Here is a 22,156-nt window from a genome sequence, read left to right on the forward strand (position 1 = left end):
GAGTTCAGAATGCCACGCAGCCTGAAGAAAGGCCCGTTCGTAGACGATCACCTCCTCGCGAAGGTTGACGTCCAGAACGACAAGGGAACCAAGCAGGTCATCAAGACCTGGTCCCGTCGATCGACAATTTTGCCCGACTTCATCGGTCACACTTTCGCCGTCCACGACGGTCGCAAGCACGTACCGGTGTTCGTGTCCGACTCCATGGTCGGCCACAAGCTCGGGGAATTCGCACCGACCCGCACGTTCAAGGGTCACATCAAGGACGACCGGAAGGCGAAGAGGCGATGACCAACTTCACCCCCACCGCCAATCCGACTGCCAAGGCCGTAGCGAAGCACGTTCGCGTCACGCCGATGAAGGCACGTCGCGTCGTGGATCTGGTTCGCGGGCGCTCCGTCGAGGACGCGCTCAACATCCTCAAGTTCGCGCCGCAGGCAGCGAGCGAGCCGGTCGCCAAGGTGATCGCCTCCGCAGCGGCCAACGCCGAGAACAACCTGGATCTCGATCCCAGCACGCTGATCGTCGCCACTGCATTCGTCGACGAGGGTGCAACCCTCAAGCGATTCCAGCCGCGCGCTCAGGGCCGGGCATTCCGGATCCGCAAGCGCACCAGCCACATCACGGTGATCGTCGAAAGCCTGCCCAAGACCGGCGGAACGTCTCGCAACCGTCGTAAGGGCCAGGCGTCCAAGGAAGGGGCTCAGTAGTGGGTCAGAAAATCAACCCGCACGGCTTCCGCTTGGGTATCACCACTGACTGGAAGTCGCGCTGGTACGCAGACAAGCAGTACTCGGAGTACGTCAAGGAAGACGTCGAGATCCGCAAGCTTCTTGCCACCGGCATGGAGCGCGCAGGAATCGCGAAGGTCGAGATCGAGCGCACCCGTGACCGTGTTCGCGTGGACATCCACACGGCACGTCCGGGCATCGTCATCGGTCGTCGTGGCGCCGAGGCCGACCGCATCCGCGGAGCTCTCGAGAAGCTGACCGGCAAGCAGGTTCAGCTCAACATCCTCGAGGTCAAGAACGCCGAGTCCGAGGCTCAGCTCGTGGCCCAGGGTGTTGCCGAGCAGCTCAGCAACCGCGTCGCATTCCGTCGCGCGATGCGTAAGGCCATCCAGTCGGCCATGCGTCAGCCGAACGTCAAGGGCATTCGTGTTCAGTGCTCCGGCCGTCTCGGTGGTGCCGAAATGTCTCGCTCGGAGTTCTACCGCGAGGGACGCGTTCCCCTGCACACGCTCCGTGCCGACATCGACTACGGGCTGTACGAGGCCAAGACCACCTTCGGCCGCATCGGCGTGAAGGTCTGGATCTACAAGGGCGACATCGTCGGTGGACGGCGTGAACTCGCTGCCGCTGCGGCTCCGGCCGCCGGTGCAGACCGTCCCCGTCGTGAGCGTCCCACTCGTCCGCGTCGCAGCGGTGCCTCGGGCACCACGGCGACCAGCACCGAGGCCGGCCGCGCGGCATCCGCAACCGAGGCTCCGGCCTCGACCGAACCCACTCAGGAGGGCTGACGCATGTTGATCCCCCGCCGGGTCAAGCACCGCAAGCAGCACCACCCGAAGCGTTCGGGTGCCGCCAAGGGCGGAACTCAGGTGACATTCGGTGACTACGGCATCCAGGCTCTCGAGCCCGCCTACATCACCAACCGTCAGATCGAGTCCGCTCGTATCGCGATCACTCGCCACATCAAGCGTGGCGGCAAGGTCTGGATCAACATCTTCCCGGACCGCCCGCTCACCAAGAAGCCTGCCGAGACCCGCATGGGTTCCGGTAAGGGTTCGCCCGAGTGGTGGATCGCCAACGTCAAGCCGGGTCGCGTGCTCTTCGAGCTGTCGTACCCCGACGAGACCATCGCGCGTGAGGCACTGACTCGCGCCATCCACAAGCTGCCCATCAAGGCACGCATCATCACCAGGGAGGAGCAGTTCTGATGGCTACCGGAACCCCAGCCGCAGAGCTCCGCGAGCTCACCGGTGAAGAGCTGGTCACCAAGCTGCGTGAGTCGAAGGAAGAGCTGTTCAACCTTCGTTTCCAGATGGCTACCGGCCAGCTGGACAACAACCGTCGACTGCGCACCGTCCGTCACGAGATCGCGCGCATCTACACCGTCCTGCGCGAGCGTGAGCTCGGCTTGGCATCTGGTCCTTCCGAGGACACTGCAGGTGACGCGGCATGAGCGAGGAAAAGACTGTGACTGAAGAGCGCAACAACCGTAAGGTTCGGATCGGCTACGTCGTATCCGACAAGATGGAGAAGACGATCGTGGTCGAGCTCGAGGACAGGGTCAAGCACCCCCTCTACAGCAAGATCATCCGTCGCACCACCAAGGTCAAGGCACATGACGAGAAGGGCGACGCCGGCGTAGGCGATCGCGTTCAGCTCATGGAGACCCGCCCGCTGTCCGCCACGAAGCACTGGCGACTGGTCGAGGTTCTCGAAAAGGCCAAGTAGTACCTGCACCGCAAATGCCCGCTCCCTTCCTGGGAGCGGGCATTTTGTGTTTCGGCCTCGGCCCTACCTGCCCAACAAGCCGCCGAGTGCCCCGCCGACGCCTGCCTGTTCACCGCTACCGCTGCCGCCGACCAGTCCGCCCGGCGGTTGCTCCGACGGCTGAACCACGACGAATCCCTGACCCGCGAACTCGAGGGTGAATCTTTCTCCTGTGGTGCGCCCGATGAGTGTGCCGAGGCCGAACGAATCGTTCTTCTTGACTCTCGTCTGCAAGGAAGACGACCATGCGACCGCAGCCTGCGGATCGGCGAAGGTGGGCTGGTCGACGTTCAGCACCACCGGAATCCCGTCGGTCGTGATGGCGATCCGACCGCGCCCGGAGAAGACACAGTTGAAGAAGCCCGCGTTACCGCCCGCTGCAGCTCCCTGTACACGTTTGATGTCGTACCTCAGTGAACTCTCGAAGGCGAGAACGTTGGCACCGTTGATGGTCAATCCGTCGGTACCGTCCAGATCGATGAGGTGCACGTCCTGTGCGGCATTGGCGAGGAAGAGGTCGCCCTGACCCGTGACTTTCATCAGAGGGACACCCTCGCCCGAGAGCGCCTGCTTGAGCGCCCGGCCGATGCCACCCGAGCCCTTGGCCTCGAACTGCAGATTGCCCTGATACGCGACCATCGAACCGGCCCGGGCCATCACGTCGCCGTTCATCCCGATGCGGCACATCTTGCTGCCCTGCTTCTGAATACCCGAACCGGGAACCTCGGCGTGGGCGGGCGTGAACAGTTCACTTCTCATGGCCAGAACTCCTGGAGGTACGGGTGAATGCACGGGTGGCGAGGTGGTGGTCGGCGATGGCTCGTGCGGAGTGTCGGGCGTCGGCTCGTCGTGCTCGACACTGATACCGAACGCCGTGGCCAACCCCGCGAGTCCATCGGCGTATCCCTGGCCGACGGCGCGGAGCTTCCACTGCTCGCCGCGCCGGTAGAACTCGAGACACACCAGCGCGCTCTCGTCTCCGAGCGCATCGGCAGTGAATCCGATCAGCGCGGTGCCCGACGCATCGGACACCGTCACCGCCGTCGGGCCTGCAGCGGCGAACGTTGCGGGTCCGGTTCCGTCGAGTGACGCCGCCACGGCCACGGTATCGACGCCGGCCGGGACGGCGGTGGCGTCGAACATCAGTTGGTGCCCGGTCGGTACACGGCGGTACTCGACGCCGGGGGCGGTGGGCTGGTTGTAGAACACCAGGTCCGCGTCAGAACGCACCCGGCCGCCCGGCCCCAGCAGCAGCGCGGAGACGCCGACCGAGGTCGACGCCGCGAGCGTCACCGTCAGGGGGCCGGCCGGAGCGGGGCAGTTCTCCCCGCGAGCGAGGGTCTTCATCGAACCCAGTGTGCCACTGTCACGGCGTCAGGACTGCCGAGCCAACTCGATGACTTCTTCTTCGGTCGGCGGGCTCTTCGGGTGGTAGGACAGGCACAGGGGAGTGGCCGTGCGTCGGAATTCCGCGCCCTCCACCGCCGCGTAGAACTGGCCGGCGGGCAGGCGTCCGACGTCGGGAACCGAGCCACCTTTCACCCGCGCCATCTCCTTGGCCGCCTCGACCTGCGATGGGCTGTTGAGCAGGCCGTAGAACTGAGTCGACGCGTTGCCAGCGATGCGGTTGTGCAGGCCCTTCGGGGATTGCGTGGCGAACACCAGGCCCAGTCCGTACTTGCGTGCCTGTGACGCCAGGGCCAGGGTGCTGTGGGTGGCCGCGGTGCTCCGGTCGGACGGCGCGAAGTTCTGCGCCTCGTCCATGACGAACAGTCCACCGAGGGGCCGGTCGCCGGCGGGGTTCTTCTTGATCCAGGCGAACAGCCCCATCTGGAGTTGGTTGACGAAGCTCTGCTTCTGCTCGTCGGTGGTCAGGCCCGCGAGGTTGATCACCGATACCCGGGCTTTCTTACCCTCGGCCGGAGTCAGCAGAACAGCAGGATCGACCGGCGTGCCCGCGCCGGCGAACATCGGATCGTTCGCGGCGGCGGCCTTGAGGTTCTCGGCCAGACCGGCAGCGATGCGGACCGCGTCGCGCATCTCGCTCGCGTCCTCGGGGAACTCTTCCAACAGGTCGATGAAGTCGGACAGATCCCCGCCCTGCGGACGACGACCGAACTGACCGAGGGCCGACTTCAGTACTGCTCGACCATGTTTGGCCTTCTGCGACGTGCCGAGCACACCTGCGGCCGGTTCGAGCGAGGCCAAGGCGGACTCGACCGAGGCCTCGAACTCGTCCGCGTCACCCACGACACTGGCGAAGTCGGGAAGGGGCTGGAAGCTGAGTGGACGACCGGCGGACTTGCGCGGCGTCCACACCACGACGTCGGTGTCGCGCAGGTACGCCGTTGCCTTGGCCTCGTCACCCGGTGGCCAGGTCCTCTCGTCCTCGGGCCATGCGGTGCCGAGCCGAGCGAGGTCGTTGTTGACGTCCAGCACGATCGCCGAAACACCCTGCAGGGCGCACTCTTCCACCAATCGGCGGATCAGAACCGTCTTGCCCGAGCCGGATCCCGCGAAGATCGCCGTGTGCTTGCGCAGCGCTTCGAGTGGAATGGCGACGTCCGCGCCGGTGCTCAGTTCGGCACCGACCACGATGGACGGTCGCCGCGCCGCGGCGGGCTGCGCGGCAACGCTCGGAATCTCGGGTTCGATGAGGGCGGTGTCGTCGTCGACGACACTCACAGCGGGAAGAACAGCCCCGAAGAGTTCGACATCGTGTGCCGGCTTACGTGCGAGCAGCCAGGACGTGAGCGCGGGGGAGTTCTCGGCCAACAGGATCGACAACGCCGCCAGCGCCCTGCGGTCCTCGTCGCCGAAGGGCACCACGATGCCTCCGGCGCGGCGCAAGGCCGCGATCGTCTGCTCGGTCTTCGCGCCGTTCGGCCACGGCTCGTTTCTGATCAGGATCAACCGTCGCCTCGGCATGTCGATGCGCAGGCCAGCCGTTGTCACTGCTCGCTCGACTCGTGCCAGCGCGGCGCGGGCGTTGCCGGACGTGACCGCGCGGAAGCACCAGTGCTCCTCGTCGTCGGTATCGGTGTCGACTGTGTGGCGCAGGCGGGCGTGCAGCGCGGGCTTGCCGCTCGGCGGTGGGTCCTGGGCCAGGCTGTCGTCGGACGACTGATGCTCGTGAATCCACGCAGTCAATCCCGCCGACAGCAGTGCCGGAACGATCGAGTCCTCGCTGTCGGGTCGCAGTGGAACCGAGACGTCGACCTGCTCGCGCAGTTGCTTGTAGCGATCGTCGAGGATGTCGAGTTCGTCGACCCGTGCCTGGGGTAGGTCCGGCGCATCGGTCGGACCCGACCTGTCGGTGAAGCTCTCCAACTCCGACGCGACGCCGGTGTCGAGGCAGTGCCTGATGTGCCGGTCGACGGCGATGAGCAGCTGGCGCGGAGTGAAGTCCGGAGCCTGCTCGAACGCGTCGGGGGCCACCGGCCACGTCGGGTGCGGTGGAGTGAAGCCGGCTTCGAGGAAGCACGCTGCCAGGCGCCGTCCGAGAAGCAGACGACCGATGTCCGACGACGGAATCGGCTTGAGCGACTGAGTAACTCGGAAACGGTCACGCATCGGCGCGACTCCGCGCGCGGCGATCAGTTCCCAGGCGCTCGACAGCGCGGAGAGGACCGAGGCTGTGCGAGGGAGGGTCTCACGCAGCGACATCAAACCGTGCGCGAGCTGTTCGACGACCTTGTCTTCCTGCGCGTCGGCGAACTCCTGATCCGATCCGGTACGAGACTGCGCCACGAGCGTGTCGATCTGGTCGATCGCGAGAATCGTCGGACCGGTGATGGCGAGCAGGCGCGAGATGTTCTCGGCGATGCCCTGATGGCCGAGCTCGGCCCGGCGAATGCCCCAGGCCGAGAACTCGTCGGGATCGACGTCGTCGATCGACTGCAGGTACGCGTCACCGAGATCTTGAACGGCCGAGTCGGGGGCGATGGACAGCACGAGCGCGCGCAACGTGTGCTGCGACGTCCGTCGATGGCGGGGGTGGACCTTGTAGACCGCAGTGACGAAGTCGTTCAACGTGTCCGCGTCGATCATGTTCTCGCCCATGATCTTTGCGCGCTGATCGTCGGGGATCTCGCCGATCTCGCACAGGCGTCGGAGGAGTAGTGCCAGCTGGCTGTCCGATCCGCGGCCGGACGGACGCATCAGGTCGTCGAGCATCCCCATCAGCGTCGAGCGCCAGAATCCAGCGGCGTCGAGCAACCTGATCAGGAAGAAGTAGCCGCCCTTGAGCTGCACTTCTTCTCGTACCTGGCCGAGCAGGTGCGTCTTGCCCGAGCCGGCCGGGCCGCGCACGACGACGCCCAGCGGACTGGCGTCGTCGGAGGCGTCCGCGTCGTCGTAGGCATTCATCACCTCGAGGAACACACGTTCGTGCATTCCCGGCACGTGCACGTTCGACTGCGAACGCCACACGTCGTCGGGTGTCGGTGCCCAGCTCAACCGCACCGATTCGAGAGCTCGGATCTGCTCGTTGTCCGTCATCGTCGACTCAACGCCCATCATGGTTCGATCGAGAGAAGGTGGTTCTGCTGGTTACCGACGACGACGGCCGCAGCGCGCTCTTCGTCGGTCAGAGTCTTCTGATTCTCTTCGGGAATCAACGCCACGTCCGCAGCGCGGCGCAGGCGCGCCAGTGCGTCGTCCAGATCGGTTCTGGGTATGTCCCGCAACTCGTTTCGCAGCCTGGAGAGTCGGACAGTGCTGCCGGGTTCGCTCGCGAGCCGTGCGTAGGCCGCGCGAATCGAGGCTTCGATGTCGACGGTCGTGTCGGTCCTCTCGACGGGTGCAGGCTCGTCCGATCGGGGTGAGAACACATCCGCCGGGCGGCTGTCGGTGCGATCGAGCCACCGACGCAACCCCGCCAACACGGTGAACATGGCCTTTCCTGCGCCGGTCGATCGAGCCGGAGGTTCACCGCCGATGAGGTCGCCGCAGGTGCGCCACCCCTTGTCGGTGAGTTCGAGTGTCATCGGGCGCACAGATGAATTCACTTCGATCAGACCGGCGTTCTTCAGCTTGTCGCGGGACGGCTTCGCGAGCTCGGGGCCCATCGCTCTGAGTTCGGAATTCTTGACCGGACTTGCCTCGGCCATCAGGACGAGCAGCACAGCCGCTTCGGTCCCGTTCAGGTCTTCGGTACTCATCGAGGATCCCCCTTCGATCGTCTTCTCGATACTGCCTCGCGGATGGTAGCGACCGCACGTTGCGGATCGTCGATCACCTGAGCATTGGTGAAGCGCAGCACCATGTAGCCGTGTGTCTGCAGCTCGTTGTCACGGACGCGGTCCTCGGCGAAACGTTCGGGTGCGCGGTGTTCGCTGCCGTCGATTTCCACGACGATCTTCTCGGTGCGCCACAGTACGTCGACGGTGAACGGTCTGCTGAGCTCGCCGAGCCGAATCGAGCGATTGTGCTCCCTTCCGGTGGCCCACTCGTGCACGTCCAGCGCTCGGTACAAGCGCTTCTCCGGATCACTGGCCGGGTGCGGATGTCCGGCGATCGGTGGATAGCTCAGTGGGCGAAAGCGATCGAGGACAGTGCTGACGCCGGTGGGCACTGCGGGTGCACGCACCGACACCGACGGGAACCGATCCATGCCCGACGCCCCGTCTCCGATGACCCACACCGCCATCTCGGCGTGCGTGCACAACCATTCCGCTGCTGCGGCGACGACTCCGGCGTCCGTTCCGACGGGCACGACCGACACGAGGGCAGCAGTGCTTCGCTGCTGAGCGGAGGCGAGTATTCGAGCCGACCCTGCGGCTCTGGTCTCGACGGTGAATGCGGTTCGACGCGGCGACCGCCCCGCGACTGCGGCGTCGGCGAGGGCCCCGACGTACGGACCGAAGTGCCCTGTGCCGCCGGCGAACCGTACGGCAGCGACGCGTGCAGCGCGCCGATCCAACGTCGACGAGCCTTCGTGGTGGTCGAATTCCGTGAGCAACAGCGGAACCGAGTCGACTGCCGCCTTCTCGAGTTCTGCGACCACCGCGTCGACGAGATCGACGGCACGGTTCGCCGTCGCGGGATCGACCGCGAAGAACACGATCGAGGGCGCGTCCGACGGCAGAGGGTTCACGGACTCGGCGAGTTCCCGCTCGGTGGCACCGTGCAGTCGGACGACCCGATCCAGTGGCAGACTCGACCACCAGCCGCCGTCGTCGCCCGTCGACGTCATCGCCGCGCCCCGCTGATCCGAAGATGTCCCATCTCCGAAACCGTACCGAGAGTTCTGTGTTCGCAGGCGACGGCCGGTGCTCGAACGATGGCGATTTGGATCCTGGAGGCCCGTTCCCCTACACTTGACCGGTTGCCTGTGGCAGCGGTGTGCCTTCGTGCGCCCGCTCCCGGCAGCCGACCGCGCGTGTCGGGACGGAAATCCGGCACGTACGTACATCCAGGTCAAGGAGAAGTTAGTGATTCAGCAGGAGTCGCGAGTACGCGTCGCTGATAACACGGGCGCGAAGGAAATCCTTTGCATCCGCGTTCTCGGTGGTTCGTCACGTCGCTACGCCGGAATCGGCGACATCATCGTAGCTACGGTGAAGGACGCCATTCCCGGTGGAAACATCAAGAAGGGTGAGGTCGTCAAGGCCGTCATCGTCCGCACCATCAAGGAGCGTCGCCGTCCGGATGGCTCGTACATCCGTTTCGACGAGAACGCTGCGGTGCTGATCAAGCCCGACAACGATCCCCGTGGAACTCGTATCTTCGGCCCGGTCGGCCGTGAGCTGCGTGAGAAGAAGTTCATGAAGATCGTCTCGCTCGCCCCGGAGGTGCTGTAAATGAAGGTGCACAAGGGCGACACCGTTCTCGTGATCGCAGGCAAGGACAAGGGCGCCAAGGGCAAGGTCATTCAGGCCTACCCCGCTGACTCCAAGGTTCTGGTCGAGGGTGTGAACCGCATCAAGAAGCACACCGCGGTCTCCGCCAACCAGCGCGGCGCATCCTCGGGTGGCATCGTCACTCAGGAAGCCCCGATCCACGTATCGAACGTTGCAGTGGTCGACTCGGACGGAAACCCCACTCGCGTGGGCTACCGGACCGATGAGGAATCCGGCAAGCGCGTTCGTGTTTCCCGCAAGAACGGGAAGGACATCTGAGATGACTACCACCGAAAACATCGCGGGCGAACAGCCCCGCCTCAAGGCGCGCTACCGCGCCGAGATCAAAGACGCCCTGAACACCGAATTTGCATACGAGAACGTCATGCAGATCCCCGGCATCGTCAAGGTCGTCGTCAACATGGGTGTCGGCGACGCCGCCCGTGACGCCAAGCTGATCAACGGTGCAGTTGCCGACCTCGCTGCCATCACCGGCCAGAAGCCGGAGATCCGCAAGGCTCGCAAGTCCATCGCACAGTTCAAGCTGCGCGAAGGAATGCCCATCGGCGCACGCGTCACCCTCCGTGGCGACCGCATGTGGGAGTTCCTCGACCGTCTGGTCTCCATTGCCCTTCCCCGAATCAGGGACTTCCGCGGCCTCTCGGGCACGCAGTTCGACGGCAACGGAAACTACACGTTCGGCCTCAACGAGCAGTCGATGTTCCACGAGATCGACGTGGACAAGATCGACCGTCCGCGCGGCATGGACATCACCGTAGTAACCACCGCAACCAACAACGAAGAAGGCCGCGCGCTGCTCAAGCACCTCGGCTTCCCGTTCAAGGAGAACTGAGTCCATGGCGAAGAAGGCATTGGTCAACAAGGCCAACAAGAAGCCGAAGTTCGCGGTGCGTGCATACACTCGCTGCAACCGCTGCGGCCGTCCCCATTCCGTGTTCCGCAAGTTCGGCCTCTGCCGTATCTGCGTGCGCGAGATGGCACACGCCGGAGAGCTTCCAGGAGTTCGCAAGAGCTCCTGGTGATCTGAGGCCTCCGGGCTTCACCACACCACGCTGATGGGCGTGGGTTTCGACAGGAACCCACGCCCATTTCGTGTTTCTCAGGGCTTCCGACTCATACCGACCACAGGTCGTGTCGTAGCTCCAGCGAGCGGACCAGACCTACCGCCGCATGATGAACCTCGTTGTCGACGATCAGCAGCACACCACGCTCGGACATCGCCGACGCGAAGGCGTCGGCGGAGACGGTCCTACATCCCGGCGGCATATCCGGGGCTCCGAGTTCCCGATAGGTGTCGGCAATCGCTACGACGTCCGCGACCGGATCGAATCCCCAGACGGTCACGAAATGTCCTACGCTCCAATCGAATTCGGTCAGTTCGGCTGTATGTACATTCGCCACCAGGCCGAATCGGAAGGGCGCGTCGGCAAGGCGAGCAAGTAACAGGCGCAATCCCTCGGCACCGGGCCCCATGATCGGAACGACGGCAACGCGGTGGACGGTCGCCGTCTCGATGCCCGCCGCGAGACCTGCCGCTGTTGTCCCGGCCGTGTCGGTCGATACGGCCGGCGGCAACACATCCCACCCATCGGTGAGCCGGGGCGTTCCGGGAGGACGGGCCGACTCGATCTCGCCCGGCCAAATCGCGGATCCCGATGCGATCGCAAGTGCGGTGACGTCCGGTGCGTCGTCGCCGATGACCGCTGTCAGCGCTACCGATGCCGAGAACGGTCCGCAGAGTTGATCCGGTTGCGGCAGAACACGATCGAGTGCAGAGACGATGGAACCTGCGCCGGGGAACCGTCGCAGCATGTCAGTAGATCCAGCGCAACGATTCGAGCATTTCGTCCTCCGTGTGACTGTCCGCCCATGCTGCATCGGCGTCCCGGCACGCAACGAACGCGCCCAGAAGATCCTCGCCCAACACATCCGCGACCAGTTCGGACGACAGTAGGTTCTCCCGCTGCTGAGCATGGGTCGTCGCGAGTGGGGAGATGCCCGCGGCGTCGCGTCGGGCATCATCCCAGCTGCCCACATCTTCCTGAACCGGTGGCGGCAACTGCGCGCCATCTGCCACACCCGACAGGCCGGCCGCGATCGTGACGGCCAGCGCCAGATACGGATTGGCGGACGCGTCGCACGCCTTCAACTCGACGTTGGTGTGTTCCGGGCCGAGAAGGGGAGTGGCAGGCACGAGTCGCACTGCAGCCTCCCGGTTTTCGACGCCCCAAAATCCGAAGGCACCGGCCCAATAGCCGGGTCGACGGCGCAGCAAGGACCCCGAACTCGGTGCCGTGATGGCCGTGAGTCCCGAGAGTTCTCGAACCAGGCCAGCGATGTACGACCGCCCGGTCTCGGACAATCCGTGCTCTCCGCCGCCAGTGAGCGCGTTGTGGCCGTCGCGAACCAGTGACGTGTGCAGGTGCCACCCGTTACCCGCACTGCTCGACGAGGGCAGGGGAGCGAAGCTTGCCCGCAGCCCCTGGGCCCGTGCTGCTGCATGGATGGTCTGCCGCGCGAGAACTTGCGCATCGGCCGCGGCAAGTGGATCGAGTGGACTGAGCGCGATCTCGATTTGGGAAGCGCCGTACTCGGCGTGAATCTGGCCGACGCTCAGACCGTTCGCGGCAAGCGCGTCGAGCAACAGCACGACGAATTCGTCGACGTCGCGTACTGCGTTCGCGGAGTAGGCAGGTCCCCGATGAGCGGACAGGCCGTCCGATTCGCGAGTCAGCGCGAACTCGATCTCGAATCCGGCCCGCACCTCGAAACCGGCATCGGCCGCCAGTTGCACCTGCCGCTCGAGAACCGAGCGTTGATCGTAGGGCCAGGGAGAGCCGTCCGCCGACAGCTGCCTGCCGTGTACCCAGGACAAACCTGGTTGGCCGGCCAGTGCGACCACGCTCGACGCGTTGTCGATCACCGGAATCAACCGCACATCGCCGGACGGAGTCGACAGTCCGTCGTGGGCGAACGTGATCCCATCGTGCGAATCGAACACCGCGAACACCGCGGTGACTCCTACTCCGCGTCGCGCGACTGCCGTCAATTCTGCGGTGGGCACGGTGCGTGATCGGACGATGCCGTTGTTGTCGACCCAGCCGATGGTGACCCCGACGATGTTGCGGTCGCGCAGAGTGTGGGTGAGGTGGTCGATGTCGACTGCCTTCGAGTCCGTCATGGTCCGACGTTAGCGAAGAAGTGCTCGTCGGGGTGTCCGACTGGGCCTGCGGGTTGCGAAAAGGCTTGGCTACGCGGAAACTGAGCGGTTGCCCGCGCTTCATCGTCTCTGCGGTTGAGCTTAGGGCGGCGTCGACGCGGCGGTGAGTCTCACGGACGACATTGGAAGAGGTCGAAGCGTGCCCGAGGCCTGCATCCGTACCCGCCCCGTCCTTCCGGCATGGTGTTCGTCGAGCGCTACCACGCCGATTTTGAGAACGGCACCCGGTTCCCTACACTAGAGCGGTTGCCCGGGCTTCGTCGTGCCTGCACGCGAGTCCTTGCAATAGAAACGCAACCTCGAGTTCTCCGTACGTCAGCATCGAAATGCGGAAGCTCGAAACACCTGGCAGTGCAGCGATGCATTGCTTGGAGCGCAACCCCTGACCGGCAACAGTCGGTCAGGACATGTTCACTTCGTTGTAGGCCCACGATGTGACGAGCCAGGCCCGCCGGGTTCTCGAGAATCCAGGGGCACCAGCTCGCGCATGCTGCATGGGAACCGCTGCGAGAAAGGTGCACAGGTCACACCATGACGATGACCGATCCAATTGCAGACTTCTTGACCCGTCTGCGTAACGCCAATTCGGCGTACCACGACGAGGTGAAGCTTCCCCACTCGAAGCTCAAGGCGAACATCGCCGAGATCCTCAAGCGCGAGGGCTACATCTCCGACTACCGCACGGAAGACGCCGAGGTGGGCAAGACCCTCATCGTCGATCTGAAGTACGGCCCGAGCCGTGAGCGCAGCCTCGCCGGCGTGCGACGCGTCTCCAAGCCCGGTCTCCGGGTGTACGCAAAATCCACCAATCTGCCCAAGGTTCTCGGCGGCCTGGGCGTGGCGATCATCTCCACGTCCACAGGTCTGCTCACGGAGCGTCAGGCGGCCAAGCAGGGTGTGGGCGGAGAAGTCCTCGCCTACGTCTGGTAGGGGAGGCCACCACCATGTCACGTATTGGAAAATTGCCGGTACCGGTCCCCGCTGGAGTCGATATCACCATCGACGGCCAGAACGTTGCGGTCAAGGGCCCCAAGGGTGCCCTGAGCCTGACGGTCGCCGAGCCCATCCAGATCGCTCGCGCCGACGACGGCACCATTGCTGTCACCCGGCCCGATGACGAGCGCAAGAGCCGTGCACTGCACGGACTGTCGCGCACTCTCGTCGCGAACCTCATCACCGGTGTCACCAACGGTTACACCAACAAGATGGAGATTCACGGCGTCGGTTACCGCGTCGTACTCAAGGGCAAGGACCTCGAGTTCGCACTCGGTTACAGCCATCCCGTGCTGATCGAAGCACCCGAGGGCATCACGTTCACGGTCGAGTCGCCCACGCGATTCACCGTTGTCGGCATCGACAAGCAGAAGGTCGGTCAGATCTCTGCCAACATTCGTCGTCTGCGGCGTCCGGACCCGTACAAGGGCAAGGGCATCCGCTACGAGGGTGAAGTGATCCGCCGCAAGGTCGGAAAGACGGGTAAGTGATATGAGCCAGCAAACAGCAGACAAGGCGAACGTCGTCAAGCGCACTCCGCGTGGCACCGACGTCTCGACGAAGCGTCGCCTGTCGAAGGCACGTCGTCACTTCCGCCTTCGCAAGAAGATCTCCGGCACGCCCGAGCGTCCCCGCTTGGTCGTCAACCGGTCCTCGCGTCACATCCACGTGCAGTTGATCGACGACCTCGCCGGCCACACGCTGGCCAGCGCGTCGAGCATCGAAGCCGATGTGCGCGCCCTCGAGGGCGACAAGAAGGCCGTCAGCGCGAAGGTCGGCGAGCTCATCGCCAGCCGCGCGAAGGCAGCCGGCGTCGAGGCAGTCGTGTTCGACCGCGGCGGCAACAACTACAGCGGCCGCATCGCGGCACTCGCAGACGCAGCCCGTGAAGGCGGGTTGACGTTCTGATGATGACAATGACTGACAACGGAAGGACAGCCTGATGCCGGGACGTCAACGGCGTGACGGCGGAAGCGGCCCCGCCGGACAGAACAGTGGCCCCAACGCAGGTGGCGACAACAACCAGCGCGGCGACAACCGCGGTGGCGGTCGTGACCGTCGTGACAACGGCCGTGGCGGCAACGCTGCGGACAAGTCGAACTTCATCGAGAAGGTCGTCACGATCAACCGCGTCTCCAAGGTGGTCAAGGGTGGTCGACGCTTCAGCTTCACCGCCCTGGTCATCGTCGGTGACGGCAACGGACTGGTCGGCGTCGGCTACGGCAAGGCCAAGGAAGTTCCCGCGGCCATCCAGAAGGGTGTCGAGGAGGCTCGCAAGAGCTTCTTCCGCGTCCCGATGATCGCCGGCACCATCACGCACCCCATTCAGGGCGAAGCCGCAGCCGGCGTCGTCATGTTGCGTCCGGCCAGCGCCGGTACCGGCGTCATCGCCGGTGGCGCTGTGCGTGCCGTGCTGGAGTGCGCCGGTGTCCACGACGTGCTGTCGAAGTCGCTCGGTAGCGACAACGCCATCAACGTCGTGCACGCGACCGTCGCAGCCCTCAAGGGTCTGCAGCGTCCCGAGGAAGTTGCGGCCCGCCGCGGCCTGACCCTCGAAGAGGTTGCACCCGCCGGAATGCTGCGCGCACGCGCACAGGCAGGAGCGGTGAAGTAATGGCTCAGCTGAAGGTCACCCAGATCAAGAGCACCATCGGCCAGAAGGCGAACCAGCGTGACAGCCTGCGTACTCTCGGGCTCAAGGGCATCCGCCAGACGGTCGTCCGCGAGGACAACCCGCAGAACCGCGGACTGGTCAACACGGTGCGCCACCTCGTAACTGTTGAGGAGGTCTAACCATGACCATCAAACTGCACCACCTGCGCCCCGCAGCCGGATCCAAGTCGACGAAGATTCGCGTCGGCCGTGGTGAAGGTGGCAAGCGCGGCAAGACCGCAGGTCGCGGTACCAAGGGAACCGGCGCACGCAAGAACGTGCCGGCACGCTTCGAGGGTGGCCAGATGCCCCTCCACATGCGGCTCCCGAAGCTCAAGGGCTTCACCAACCGCAACCGTGTCGTGTTCCAGGTCGTGAACCTGCGCGACATCGAGCGTTTGTTCCCCGAGGGCGGTCAGATCGGTATCCCCGAGCTCATCGCCAAGGGCGCCGTTCGCAAGAACGAGCCCGTCAAGGTTCTCGGCGACGGAAACCTGACCGTGAAGGTCGAGATCTCGGCCAACAAGTTCACGGGCTCCGCCAAGGAAAAGATCGCCGCTGCCGGCGGTTCTGCAACCGAGGTATGAGCATCGGTTCGATGTGCTGAGTAGTAGCGCATCGACCAGCAGTTCGTGACGATGGCCGCAGCCACAGCTCTCGCAGCTGAGCTGCGGCCATCGTTGCCTCGGCACCACGTGCCGAGGTCGACCGAACGGACAGGGTCCAACACTGACCGTCGGGCGGTTCGATACGCACTGTTAGAGTTCTAGAGTTCACAGAAGTTCGTTTCGATGCGGGCGACGCATGTCGCTTGCAGTCCATGCTCGTGAGGCTCACGGGAGCAGCAGTTGCGCTCCCGACGATGCACTCGCAGCGTCAATGCAGTCGTGCCAGGAGGATCTTTGCTTTCCGCCTTCGTGTCGGCCCTCAGGACTCCTGACCTGAGACGGAAGATCCTCTTCACGCTCGGTCTGGTCGCCCTGTATCGCTTCGGTGCAACACTGCCGTCGCCGGGTGTCGACTACGCCAATGTCCGAGCATGCATCGACCAGGTCTCCGGTGGAGACTCGGCGGGCATCTACTCGTTGATCAACTTGTTCTCCGGTGGAGCGCTCCTACAGCTCTCGGTGTTCGCGATCGGCATCATGCCGTACATCACCGCCAGCATCATCGTGCAGCTGCTCACCGTCGTCATCCCGAAGTTCGAGGAACTCCGCAAGGAGGGGCAGTCGGGGCAGGCCAAGATGACGCAGTACACGCGTTATCTGTCGATCGCGCTGGCCATCCTGCAGGCGACCGGCCTGGTGGCCCTCGCTTCGCGTGGGCAGCTCCTTCAGGGATGCCAGCAGGACATCATCGCCGACCAGTCCATCTTCGGCCTCGTCATCATCGTGCTCGTCATGACCGCAGGTGCAGCCGTCGTCATGTGGTTCGGTGAGGTCATCACCGAGCGCGGTGTCGGTAACGGCATGTCGCTGCTCATCTTCGCCGGAATCGCCTCGCGTATCCCGTCCGAGGGCAACTCGATCCTCGAGAGCCGCGGCGGGTTGGTGTTCGGATTCGTCTGTTTCGCAGCGTTCCTGATCATCACCGGCGTGGTCTTCGTGGAGCAGGGTCAGCGTCGAATTCCCGTCCAGTACGCCAAGCGCATGGTCGGTCGAAAGATGTACGGCGGGTCGTCCACGTACCTTCCGCTCAAGGTCAACCAGGCCGGCGTCATCCCGGTGATCTTCGCGTCCTCGCTGCTGTACCTGCCGAACCTCATCGCCCAGCTCACCTCGGCGAGCACCGCGGTCGATCCGAGTTGGTGGCAGCGCATCATCAACGAGTACCTGGTGAACCCCGCGAACCCGGTCTACATCGCGATCTTCTTCGGTCTGATCGTCTTCTTCACGTACTTCTACGTGGCGATCACGTTCAACCCCGAGGAGCGCGCCGACGAAATGAAGAAGTTCGGCGGCTTCATCCCGGGCATCCGTCCGGGCAAGCCGACCGCCGACTATCTGAACTACGTCCTCAGTCGCATCACGTTGCCGGGCGCGGTCTACCTGGGCACCATTGCCGTGCTCCCGAACCTGTTCCTCGACATCGGTAGTTCGGGTGGAGGACAGAACCTCCCCTTCGGTGGCACCGCCGTGCTGATCATGGTCAGCGTCGGCCTGGACACCGTGAAGCAAATCGAAAGCCAGCTGATGCAGCGTAACTACGAAGGGTTCCTCAAGTGAGACTTGTTCTGCTCGGTCCCCCCGGTGCCGGCAAAGGCACCCAAGCCGTCCTCCTGTCCGAGAAGCTGGGCGTTCCGCACATCTCCACCGGCGACCTGTTTCGCGCGAACATCGGTGAGAAGACGGCCCTCGGACTCGAAGCGAAGAAGTACCTCGATGCCGGCGATCTGGTTCCCAGTGAGCTGACCATCGACATGGTCCGCAGCCGCCTCTCCGAGCCGGACGCCGTCAACGGCTTCCTGCTCGACGGCTTCCCTCGTTCGGTGGGTCAGGCCGAGGCACTGGTCGGCATCCTGGCGGATCTGAACGCGAAGCTCGACGCCGTACTGTCCTTCGTCGTCGACGAGGACGTCGTCGTCGAACGCATGCTCTCGCGTGGACGCGAGGACGACAAGGAAGACGTCATCCGGAACCGGCTCAAGGTGTACCGGGACGAGACCGCGCCGCTGCTCGACTACTACGAGGGTCAACTCGTCACGGTCGACGCGATCGGTGAGGTGGACGAGGTCAACGCTCGCGCGCTGAAGTCCATCGAGGACCACGGCAAGTAATGGCGTTCGGCCGTAAACGCAAGGTCGTGCCGTTCCGCAGTGCCGGCGAACTCGACGCCATGGCTGCGGCCGGCGCGGTCGTCGGCGCTGCTCTGGTTGCCGTCCGGGCAGCGGCGGTACCCGGTGTCTCGACACTCGAGCTCGACCGAGTGGCCGAGGCGGTCATTCGTGACGCCGGTGCCGTGCCGTCGTTCCTCGGTTACCACGGCTTCACCGGCAGTATCTGCTCGTCGGTGAACGACCGTGTGGTGCACGGCATTCCGTCGGCAGACGAGCTCTTGGTCGCGGGCGATCTGGTGTCCATCGACTGTGGGGCGGTTCTCGACGGTTGGCACGGAGACTCTGCATGGACATTCGGTGTCGGCGACATCATCGAGGCCGACGCCATGCTCAGTGAGGCGACGAGGCTGTCGATGGAAGCCGGCATCGCCGCGATGCTTCCCGGCAACCGGCTCACCGACGTCTCGCACGCCATCGAATCCGGAACCCATGCGGCCGAGCAGGCGCACGGGCGCAAGTACGGAATCGTCGACGGATACGGCGGTCATGGAATCGGCCGTGAAATGCACATGGACCCGTTCCTCGCGAACGAGGGTGCCCCCGGCAAGGGACCGGAGCTGGTCGTCGGATCCACCCTCGCGATCGAGCCCATGTTGACTCTCGGTACGTACGACACCGACATCCTCGACGACGGGTGGACGGTCGTGACGACCGACGGATCCCGGTCCGCGCACTGGGAACACACCGTTGCCGTCACCGAGGACGGACCCCGCATTCTGACCCTGCGACCCAGCTAGGTCCGACCCGGCCAGGTCACCAGGCCAACGATCCGTAGCGTCGACCGCCGCGGATCAGGCCGAGGTGCGCAGCCACCAGACGGAGCCAGAGCCGAGTGGGCATCTTGGTCACCGCAGTCGGAAGCAGTGGGTTCCGTACGCCGAGCATCAGCAGGGCGACGGAGATCGATCGGGCCCGGAAGGGCGGGCAGCCGTGTGCTCGGTGGAGGCCGCGCACGTGAGCCGATCCGTATCCCAGAGCGCCTGCTTGTTTCCAGTTATCCCGGTGGCCGGTGCGCAGTCGGTACGAGACCAGCGGTTCGGCGATGAAGTGCAATCGACAGCCGGCGTGCTGTGCGCGCCACGAGAACTCCATGTCCTCGCTCGCGTGTACGTGCTCGAGCATGCCGCCGAGCTCACGGTAGGTCGATCTGCGGCACGCCATGCTGGCACCGATGGCGAACGGGAGGAACGTCGACTTGCCTTGGTCCGACGGCGGTGCGAAGGGGGTCGATGCTCGCGTGGCAACGGAGTTCAGTGTCTCCGTCTCCAAACCGGTACCCACCAGGTCGTACTCGTCGAGGCCTGCAACGATGCGTCGGAGCCAGGTCGGATGCACCGCGTCGTCCGCGTCGCAGAATGCGAGCAGTTCGGTGCGGGCGGCGTCTGCGCCCCTGTTACGAGCGAACGATGCGCCCGGTTTTCCTTCGGCATCGACGTACTTCAGGTCCAGGGCACCACGGAGGCAATGGTTCTCGATGTGTTCGCGAAGGCCGTCGGTCGACCCGTTGTCGCTGATGATCACCGTGAACGGATGCTCGTAGTCCTGTCGAGCGAGAGCTCGTAGTTGATCGTCGAGAACATCCTTGGCGTTGTGGACTGGGATGATGACGGATACGACCGGGTTTCCGGCGCGCGTGTCTGATTTCAAGAGGGGTGCCTTGTAGTCGTCGTCGCGGAGACGGCCGTCGCTGCGAGCGCAGGCGGGACGGCCCGAAGTTGTGCGGCTGTGATGCAGCCCGGCAGAACGGTAGTCCAGGAAATCGAAGAGGGGCAAACGATGACCTGGAGCATGGACGCGGGACGCATTTGGCCAGACGTGCTTTACCCGGTAACATGGATCGACGGTGCGCCCTGCGTACCGGATGTTCGCGTGCCCTGGTGGGCTGCGAACCGTTCCGGCGACACATCGTCCCGTTCATTCGGGTCGGTCAGTGGGCATCACGGTAACGGAAACAGATGCAATCAACCAGGTGTGAGAGCCAGGATCGCGGAGGATATGGCCAAGAAAGACGGTGCTATCGAGGTAGAGGGCCGAGTTGTCGAACCGCTGCCCAATGCGATGTTTCGCATTGAGCTCGAAAACGGCCACAAGGTACTCGCTCACATCAGCGGAAAGATGCGTCAGCACTACATCCGCATCCTTCCCGAGGATCGCGTCGTGGTGGAGCTTTCGCCCTACGACCTCACGCGTGGACGCATCGTTTACCGCTACAAGTAACAGCTTCCCCGGCCACGTCCGGTCGGGGAGAACCATGCTCGGGGCCACTGCATGCAGCGGGGCCGAGCTACACACAGGAGATCAACGACGTGAAGGTTCAGCCGAGCGTCAAGAAGATCTGCGAAAAGTGCAAGGTGATTCGTCGTAACGGACGCGTCATGGTGATCTGCGACAACCTGCGTCACAAGCAGCGTCAGGGATAACCACCGAGCATTTCGCACGTCGGCTTGGCAACAGCTAGAAGATGACCTCCCAGCACCAACCGCGACACACGCGTTGCGGCATACCCCCGGCACGGAGGCCGGGGCCCCACTGAGTTTGTTGAAAGACGCTTCCCACCCCAGCGGTGAGAAGGACACAGGGGACGGACTGGGAGCAGACCTCCGGACAAGAAAAGGAAATGCCACATGGCACGTCTCGCAGGTGTGGATCTGCCGCGCGAAAAGCGCATGGAGATCGCACTGACTTACATCTACGGCGTCGGCCGTACCCGCTCCAAGGAAATCCTCACAGCGACGGGCGTCAGCCCCGACCTGCGAAGCAAGGATCTCGGCGACGACGATCTGCGCAAGCTCAGCGATTACATCAACGAGTCCCTCAAGGTCGAGGGCGACCTGCGCCGCGAGGTGCAGGCCGACATCCGTCGCAAGATCGAAATCGGCTGCTACCAGGGTCTTCGCCACCGTCGTGGTCTGCCCGTCCGTGGACAGCGCACCAAGACCAATGCGCGTACCCGTAAGGGACCCAAGCGCACCATTGCCGGCAAGAAGAAGGCGAAGTAATGCCCCCCAAAGCACGCGGTACCGGTCCGAAGAAGGCGCAGAAGACGCGTCGCAGGGACAAGAAGAACGTCCCGCACGGATCTGCGCACATCAAGAGCACGTTCAACAACACGATCGTGTCGATCACCGACCCCGCCGGAAACGTCATCTCGTGGGCGTCCTCGGGACACGTGGGCTTCAAGGGCTCGCGCAAGTCGACTCCGTTCGCCGCACAGCTCGCAGCCGAGAACGCTGCGCGCAAGGCACAGGAGCACGGCGTCAAGAAGGTCGACGTCTTCGTCAAGGGTCCCGGCTCCGGCCGTGAGACCGCGATCCGCTCGCTTCAGGCCGCTGGCCTCGAGGTCGGCACCATCTCCGATGTCACCCCTCAGCCGCACAACGGCTGCCGTCCGCCCAAGCGGCGTCGGGTCTAGCGGGAAGGAAAGGTTTAGAAAATGGCACGTTATACCGGTCCTATCACCCGCAAGTCGCGTCGTCTGCGCGTCGACCTCGTCGGAGGCGACCAAGCGTTCGAGCGTCGTCCCTACCCGCCCGGCCAGCACGGCCGCGCGCGGATCAAGGAGAGCGAGTACCTGCTCCAGCTGCAGGAGAAGCAGAAGGCTCGCTTCACCTACGGCGTCATGGAGAAGCAGTTCCGTCTGTACTACAAGGAAGCCAACAGGACCGTCGGCAAGACCGGCGAGAACCTGCTGACCATCCTCGAGAGTCGTCTCGACAACGTCGTCTACCGTGCCGGACTGGCACGTACGCGTCGTCAGGCCCGTCAGCTGGTCACGCACGGTCACTTCCTCGTGAACAACAAGCGCGTCGACATCCCCAGCTACCGCGTCTCGCAGTACGACATCATCGATGTCCGTGAGAAGTCAGCACAGACGCTGCCGATCCAGATCGCTCGCGAAAGCTACGGCGACCGTCCCGTCGCCCCGTGGCTGCAGGTCGTTCCCAACCGTCTTCGCATCCTGGTGCACAGGTTGCCGGAGCGCGCACAGATCGATGTGCCGCTCCAGGAGCAGCTCATCGTCGAGTACTACTCGAAGTAAGGCGCAGCACGCATGTGAGTCTCCCCGCGAGGCTCACATGCGTCTTCGCCTCCA

General features: G+C 64.4%; 31 protein-coding genes. 24 read left to right on the forward strand and 7 right to left on the reverse strand.

Annotation, left to right across the window (positions count from 1 at the left end):
* Positions 1-9 precede the first annotated feature (9 nt).
* The 6 genes from rpsS to rpsQ are packed head-to-tail and all read left to right on the forward strand — an operon-like array spanning position 10 to position 2,459.
* The gene (gene rpsS, locus ABZ677_RS15795) at positions 10-291 is read left to right on the forward strand and encodes a 30S ribosomal protein S19 (protein WP_008718309.1); all 282 of its coding nucleotides are present in this window, start codon (positions 10-12) and stop codon (positions 289-291) included.
* A complete protein-coding gene (gene rplV, locus ABZ677_RS15800; RefSeq protein ID WP_037188319.1) occupies positions 288-710 on the forward strand; it encodes a 50S ribosomal protein L22 in 423 nt (140 codons plus the stop codon). Before rpsS ends, rplV begins: the two co-directional genes overlap by 4 nt.
* Positions 710-1,519 carry a 30S ribosomal protein S3 gene (gene rpsC / locus ABZ677_RS15805; RefSeq protein ID WP_027496312.1) on the forward strand — a complete coding sequence of 270 codons (810 nt, stop codon included), beginning with the start codon at positions 710-712 and terminating at the stop codon, positions 1,517-1,519. The genes rplV and rpsC overlap by 1 nt, the downstream gene beginning before the upstream one ends.
* 3 nt (positions 1,520-1,522) lie before the next feature.
* Positions 1,523-1,939, forward strand: a complete 417-nt coding sequence (gene rplP, locus ABZ677_RS15810; RefSeq protein WP_027496313.1) for a 50S ribosomal protein L16 — start codon at positions 1,523-1,525, stop codon at positions 1,937-1,939.
* Complete coding sequence (gene rpmC / locus ABZ677_RS15815) at positions 1,939-2,184, forward strand: 50S ribosomal protein L29 (RefSeq protein ID WP_027496314.1); 246 nt, start codon at positions 1,939-1,941, stop codon at positions 2,182-2,184. Before rplP ends, rpmC begins: the two co-directional genes overlap by 1 nt.
* Complete coding sequence (rpsQ, locus tag ABZ677_RS15820; protein ID WP_032397542.1) at positions 2,181-2,459, forward strand: 30S ribosomal protein S17; 279 nt, start codon at positions 2,181-2,183, stop codon at positions 2,457-2,459. Before rpmC ends, rpsQ begins: the two co-directional genes overlap by 4 nt.
* Before the next feature lie 63 nt (positions 2,460-2,522).
* Here the strand turns inward: rpsQ and ABZ677_RS15825 are convergent, their stop codons facing one another.
* The 4 genes from ABZ677_RS15825 to ABZ677_RS15840 are packed head-to-tail and all read right to left on the reverse strand — an operon-like array spanning position 2,523 to position 8,694.
* On the reverse strand, positions 2,523-3,845 hold the full coding sequence (locus ABZ677_RS15825; protein ID WP_358370842.1) for an AIM24 family protein: 1,323 nt from the start codon (positions 3,843-3,845) through the stop codon (positions 2,523-2,525).
* 27 nt (positions 3,846-3,872) lie between these two features.
* Positions 3,873-6,998 (reverse strand): ATP-binding protein, encoded by a 3,126-nt coding sequence (locus ABZ677_RS15830; protein WP_358370845.1) that lies wholly within the window; start codon positions 6,996-6,998, stop codon positions 3,873-3,875.
* 17 nt (positions 6,999-7,015) lie between these two features.
* A complete protein-coding gene (locus ABZ677_RS15835; RefSeq protein WP_358370847.1) occupies positions 7,016-7,660 on the reverse strand; it encodes a hypothetical protein in 645 nt (214 codons plus the stop codon).
* The gene (locus ABZ677_RS15840) at positions 7,657-8,694 is read right to left on the reverse strand and encodes a DUF559 domain-containing protein (protein WP_358370849.1); all 1,038 of its coding nucleotides are present in this window, start codon (positions 8,692-8,694) and stop codon (positions 7,657-7,659) included. The genes ABZ677_RS15835 and ABZ677_RS15840 overlap by 4 nt, the downstream gene beginning before the upstream one ends.
* Positions 8,695-8,932: 238 nt before the next feature.
* On the opposite strand from ABZ677_RS15840, the gene rplN reads away from it, so the two are divergent.
* The 4 genes from rplN to ABZ677_RS15860 are packed head-to-tail and all read left to right on the forward strand — an operon-like array spanning position 8,933 to position 10,383.
* Entirely contained in the window at positions 8,933-9,301 is a 369-nt protein-coding gene (gene rplN, locus ABZ677_RS15845; protein ID WP_032397538.1) for a 50S ribosomal protein L14, read from the forward strand.
* Positions 9,302-9,619: a 50S ribosomal protein L24 gene (rplX, locus tag ABZ677_RS15850; protein ID WP_008718278.1), complete on the forward strand. Its 318-nt coding sequence runs from the start codon at positions 9,302-9,304 to the stop codon at positions 9,617-9,619.
* 1 nt (position 9,620) lies between these two features.
* The gene (gene rplE, locus ABZ677_RS15855) at positions 9,621-10,193 is read left to right on the forward strand and encodes a 50S ribosomal protein L5 (RefSeq protein ID WP_008718275.1); all 573 of its coding nucleotides are present in this window, start codon (positions 9,621-9,623) and stop codon (positions 10,191-10,193) included.
* Between the two features lie 4 nt (positions 10,194-10,197).
* Positions 10,198-10,383, forward strand: coding sequence for a type Z 30S ribosomal protein S14 (locus ABZ677_RS15860; RefSeq protein WP_008718273.1), 186 nt, complete (start codon positions 10,198-10,200; stop codon positions 10,381-10,383).
* Between the two features lie 91 nt (positions 10,384-10,474).
* On the opposite strand, the gene ABZ677_RS15865 is transcribed toward ABZ677_RS15860, so the two are convergent.
* Both ABZ677_RS15865 and ABZ677_RS15870 read right to left on the reverse strand, forming a co-directional pair.
* Positions 10,475-11,173 carry a hypothetical protein gene (locus ABZ677_RS15865; RefSeq protein WP_358370853.1) on the reverse strand — a complete coding sequence of 233 codons (699 nt, stop codon included), beginning with the start codon at positions 11,171-11,173 and terminating at the stop codon, positions 10,475-10,477.
* 1 nt (position 11,174) lies between these two features.
* Entirely contained in the window at positions 11,175-12,542 is a 1,368-nt protein-coding gene (locus ABZ677_RS15870; protein WP_358370856.1) for a glutamine synthetase family protein, read from the reverse strand.
* Positions 12,543-13,112: 570 nt separating this feature from the next.
* Here ABZ677_RS15870 and rpsH point away from each other — a divergent pair.
* The 9 genes from rpsH to map all read left to right on the forward strand — a co-directional run bounded on the left by rpsH (position 13,113) and on the right by map (position 18,800).
* Positions 13,113-13,511, forward strand: coding sequence for a 30S ribosomal protein S8 (gene rpsH, locus ABZ677_RS15875; RefSeq protein WP_008718266.1), 399 nt, complete (start codon positions 13,113-13,115; stop codon positions 13,509-13,511).
* 14 nt (positions 13,512-13,525) lie between these two features.
* On the forward strand, positions 13,526-14,065 hold the full coding sequence (gene rplF / locus ABZ677_RS15880) for a 50S ribosomal protein L6 (protein ID WP_032397535.1): 540 nt from the start codon (positions 13,526-13,528) through the stop codon (positions 14,063-14,065).
* A 1-nt stretch (position 14,066) separates the two neighbouring features.
* Positions 14,067-14,483, forward strand: coding sequence for a 50S ribosomal protein L18 (gene rplR / locus ABZ677_RS15885; RefSeq protein ID WP_032365631.1), 417 nt, complete (start codon positions 14,067-14,069; stop codon positions 14,481-14,483).
* Positions 14,484-14,517: 34 nt separating this feature from the next.
* Complete coding sequence (gene rpsE, locus ABZ677_RS15890; RefSeq protein WP_032397534.1) at positions 14,518-15,189, forward strand: 30S ribosomal protein S5; 672 nt, start codon at positions 14,518-14,520, stop codon at positions 15,187-15,189.
* Positions 15,189-15,368 carry a 50S ribosomal protein L30 gene (gene rpmD, locus ABZ677_RS15895; protein ID WP_008718256.1) on the forward strand — a complete coding sequence of 60 codons (180 nt, stop codon included), beginning with the start codon at positions 15,189-15,191 and terminating at the stop codon, positions 15,366-15,368. The genes rpsE and rpmD overlap by 1 nt, the downstream gene beginning before the upstream one ends.
* A 2-nt stretch (positions 15,369-15,370) precedes the next feature.
* Complete coding sequence (rplO, locus tag ABZ677_RS15900) at positions 15,371-15,814, forward strand: 50S ribosomal protein L15 (RefSeq protein WP_032397532.1); 444 nt, start codon at positions 15,371-15,373, stop codon at positions 15,812-15,814.
* Between the two features lie 315 nt (positions 15,815-16,129).
* Positions 16,130-17,452, forward strand: coding sequence for a preprotein translocase subunit SecY (gene secY / locus ABZ677_RS15905; RefSeq protein ID WP_032397531.1), 1,323 nt, complete (start codon positions 16,130-16,132; stop codon positions 17,450-17,452).
* Positions 17,449-18,003, forward strand: coding sequence for an adenylate kinase (locus tag ABZ677_RS15910; protein WP_094739494.1), 555 nt, complete (start codon positions 17,449-17,451; stop codon positions 18,001-18,003). Before secY ends, ABZ677_RS15910 begins: the two co-directional genes overlap by 4 nt.
* Entirely contained in the window at positions 18,003-18,800 is a 798-nt protein-coding gene (gene map / locus ABZ677_RS15915; protein ID WP_032397529.1) for a type I methionyl aminopeptidase, read from the forward strand. The genes ABZ677_RS15910 and map overlap by 1 nt, the downstream gene beginning before the upstream one ends.
* Positions 18,801-18,816: 16 nt before the next feature.
* On the opposite strand, the gene ABZ677_RS15920 is transcribed toward map, so the two are convergent.
* The gene (locus ABZ677_RS15920; RefSeq protein ID WP_358370862.1) at positions 18,817-19,710 is read right to left on the reverse strand and encodes a glycosyltransferase family A protein; all 894 of its coding nucleotides are present in this window, start codon (positions 19,708-19,710) and stop codon (positions 18,817-18,819) included.
* Between the two features lie 348 nt (positions 19,711-20,058).
* On the opposite strand from ABZ677_RS15920, the gene infA reads away from it, so the two are divergent.
* The 5 genes from infA (at position 20,059) to rpsD (ending at position 22,102) form a co-directional block, all read left to right on the forward strand.
* Positions 20,059-20,280: a translation initiation factor IF-1 gene (infA, locus tag ABZ677_RS15925; protein WP_005140011.1), complete on the forward strand. Its 222-nt coding sequence runs from the start codon at positions 20,059-20,061 to the stop codon at positions 20,278-20,280.
* A gap of 89 nt (positions 20,281-20,369) precedes the next feature.
* A complete protein-coding gene (gene rpmJ, locus ABZ677_RS15930; RefSeq protein ID WP_025347279.1) occupies positions 20,370-20,483 on the forward strand; it encodes a 50S ribosomal protein L36 in 114 nt (37 codons plus the stop codon).
* Positions 20,484-20,687: 204 nt separating this feature from the next.
* Positions 20,688-21,062 (forward strand): 30S ribosomal protein S13, encoded by a 375-nt coding sequence (gene rpsM / locus ABZ677_RS15935; RefSeq protein WP_008718227.1) that lies wholly within the window; start codon positions 20,688-20,690, stop codon positions 21,060-21,062.
* A complete protein-coding gene (gene rpsK, locus ABZ677_RS15940) occupies positions 21,062-21,475 on the forward strand; it encodes a 30S ribosomal protein S11 (protein ID WP_027496331.1) in 414 nt (137 codons plus the stop codon). Before rpsM ends, rpsK begins: the two co-directional genes overlap by 1 nt.
* A 21-nt stretch (positions 21,476-21,496) precedes the next feature.
* Positions 21,497-22,102 carry a 30S ribosomal protein S4 gene (gene rpsD, locus ABZ677_RS15945; protein WP_032397528.1) on the forward strand — a complete coding sequence of 202 codons (606 nt, stop codon included), beginning with the start codon at positions 21,497-21,499 and terminating at the stop codon, positions 22,100-22,102.
* Positions 22,103-22,156: the final 54 nt, after the last annotated feature.

This window comes from Rhodococcus sp. NPDC006774 (assembly GCF_040636045.1).
GTDB lineage: Bacteria > Actinomycetota > Actinomycetes > Mycobacteriales > Mycobacteriaceae > Rhodococcoides.

Bases quoted from the DNA above. Each gene is read 5' to 3' on its own strand.
- ABZ677_RS15825 (WP_358370842.1), bottom strand. From the start codon at position 3,845: ATGAAGACCCTCGCTCGCGGGGAGAACTGCCCCGCTCCGGCCGGCCCC.
- rplR (WP_032365631.1), top strand. From the start codon at position 14,067: ATGAGCCAGCAAACAGCAGACAAGGCGAACGTCGTCAAGCGCACTCCG.
- rpsE (WP_032397534.1), top strand. From the start codon at position 14,518: ATGCCGGGACGTCAACGGCGTGACGGCGGAAGCGGCCCCGCCGGACAG.
- ABZ677_RS15860 (WP_008718273.1), top strand. From the start codon at position 10,198: ATGGCGAAGAAGGCATTGGTCAACAAGGCCAACAAGAAGCCGAAGTTC.
- ABZ677_RS15870 (WP_358370856.1), bottom strand. From the start codon at position 12,542: ATGACGGACTCGAAGGCAGTCGACATCGACCACCTCACCCACACTCTG.
- rplV (WP_037188319.1), top strand. From the start codon at position 288: ATGACCAACTTCACCCCCACCGCCAATCCGACTGCCAAGGCCGTAGCG.
- rpmD (WP_008718256.1), top strand. From the start codon at position 15,189: ATGGCTCAGCTGAAGGTCACCCAGATCAAGAGCACCATCGGCCAGAAG.
- ABZ677_RS15840 (WP_358370849.1), bottom strand. From the start codon at position 8,694: ATGACGTCGACGGGCGACGACGGCGGCTGGTGGTCGAGTCTGCCACTG.
- ABZ677_RS15830 (WP_358370845.1), bottom strand. From the start codon at position 6,998: ATGACGGACAACGAGCAGATCCGAGCTCTCGAATCGGTGCGGTTGAGC.
- rplP (WP_027496313.1), top strand. From the start codon at position 1,523: ATGTTGATCCCCCGCCGGGTCAAGCACCGCAAGCAGCACCACCCGAAG.
- rplF (WP_032397535.1), top strand. From the start codon at position 13,526: ATGTCACGTATTGGAAAATTGCCGGTACCGGTCCCCGCTGGAGTCGAT.
- ABZ677_RS15865 (WP_358370853.1), bottom strand. From the start codon at position 11,173: ATGCTGCGACGGTTCCCCGGCGCAGGTTCCATCGTCTCTGCACTCGAT.
- rpsM (WP_008718227.1), top strand. From the start codon at position 20,688: ATGGCACGTCTCGCAGGTGTGGATCTGCCGCGCGAAAAGCGCATGGAG.
- rpsK (WP_027496331.1), top strand. From the start codon at position 21,062: ATGCCCCCCAAAGCACGCGGTACCGGTCCGAAGAAGGCGCAGAAGACG.
- rpmC (WP_027496314.1), top strand. From the start codon at position 1,939: ATGGCTACCGGAACCCCAGCCGCAGAGCTCCGCGAGCTCACCGGTGAA.
- rpsQ (WP_032397542.1), top strand. From the start codon at position 2,181: ATGAGCGAGGAAAAGACTGTGACTGAAGAGCGCAACAACCGTAAGGTT.
- rplX (WP_008718278.1), top strand. From the start codon at position 9,302: ATGAAGGTGCACAAGGGCGACACCGTTCTCGTGATCGCAGGCAAGGAC.
- rplO (WP_032397532.1), top strand. From the start codon at position 15,371: ATGACCATCAAACTGCACCACCTGCGCCCCGCAGCCGGATCCAAGTCG.
- rpsH (WP_008718266.1), top strand. From the start codon at position 13,113: ATGACGATGACCGATCCAATTGCAGACTTCTTGACCCGTCTGCGTAAC.
- map (WP_032397529.1), top strand. From the start codon at position 18,003: ATGGCGTTCGGCCGTAAACGCAAGGTCGTGCCGTTCCGCAGTGCCGGC.
- rpsS (WP_008718309.1), top strand. From the start codon at position 10: ATGCCACGCAGCCTGAAGAAAGGCCCGTTCGTAGACGATCACCTCCTC.
- rpsD (WP_032397528.1), top strand. From the start codon at position 21,497: ATGGCACGTTATACCGGTCCTATCACCCGCAAGTCGCGTCGTCTGCGC.
- rplE (WP_008718275.1), top strand. From the start codon at position 9,621: ATGACTACCACCGAAAACATCGCGGGCGAACAGCCCCGCCTCAAGGCG.
- infA (WP_005140011.1), top strand. From the start codon at position 20,059: ATGGCCAAGAAAGACGGTGCTATCGAGGTAGAGGGCCGAGTTGTCGAA.
- ABZ677_RS15835 (WP_358370847.1), bottom strand. From the start codon at position 7,660: ATGAGTACCGAAGACCTGAACGGGACCGAAGCGGCTGTGCTGCTCGTC.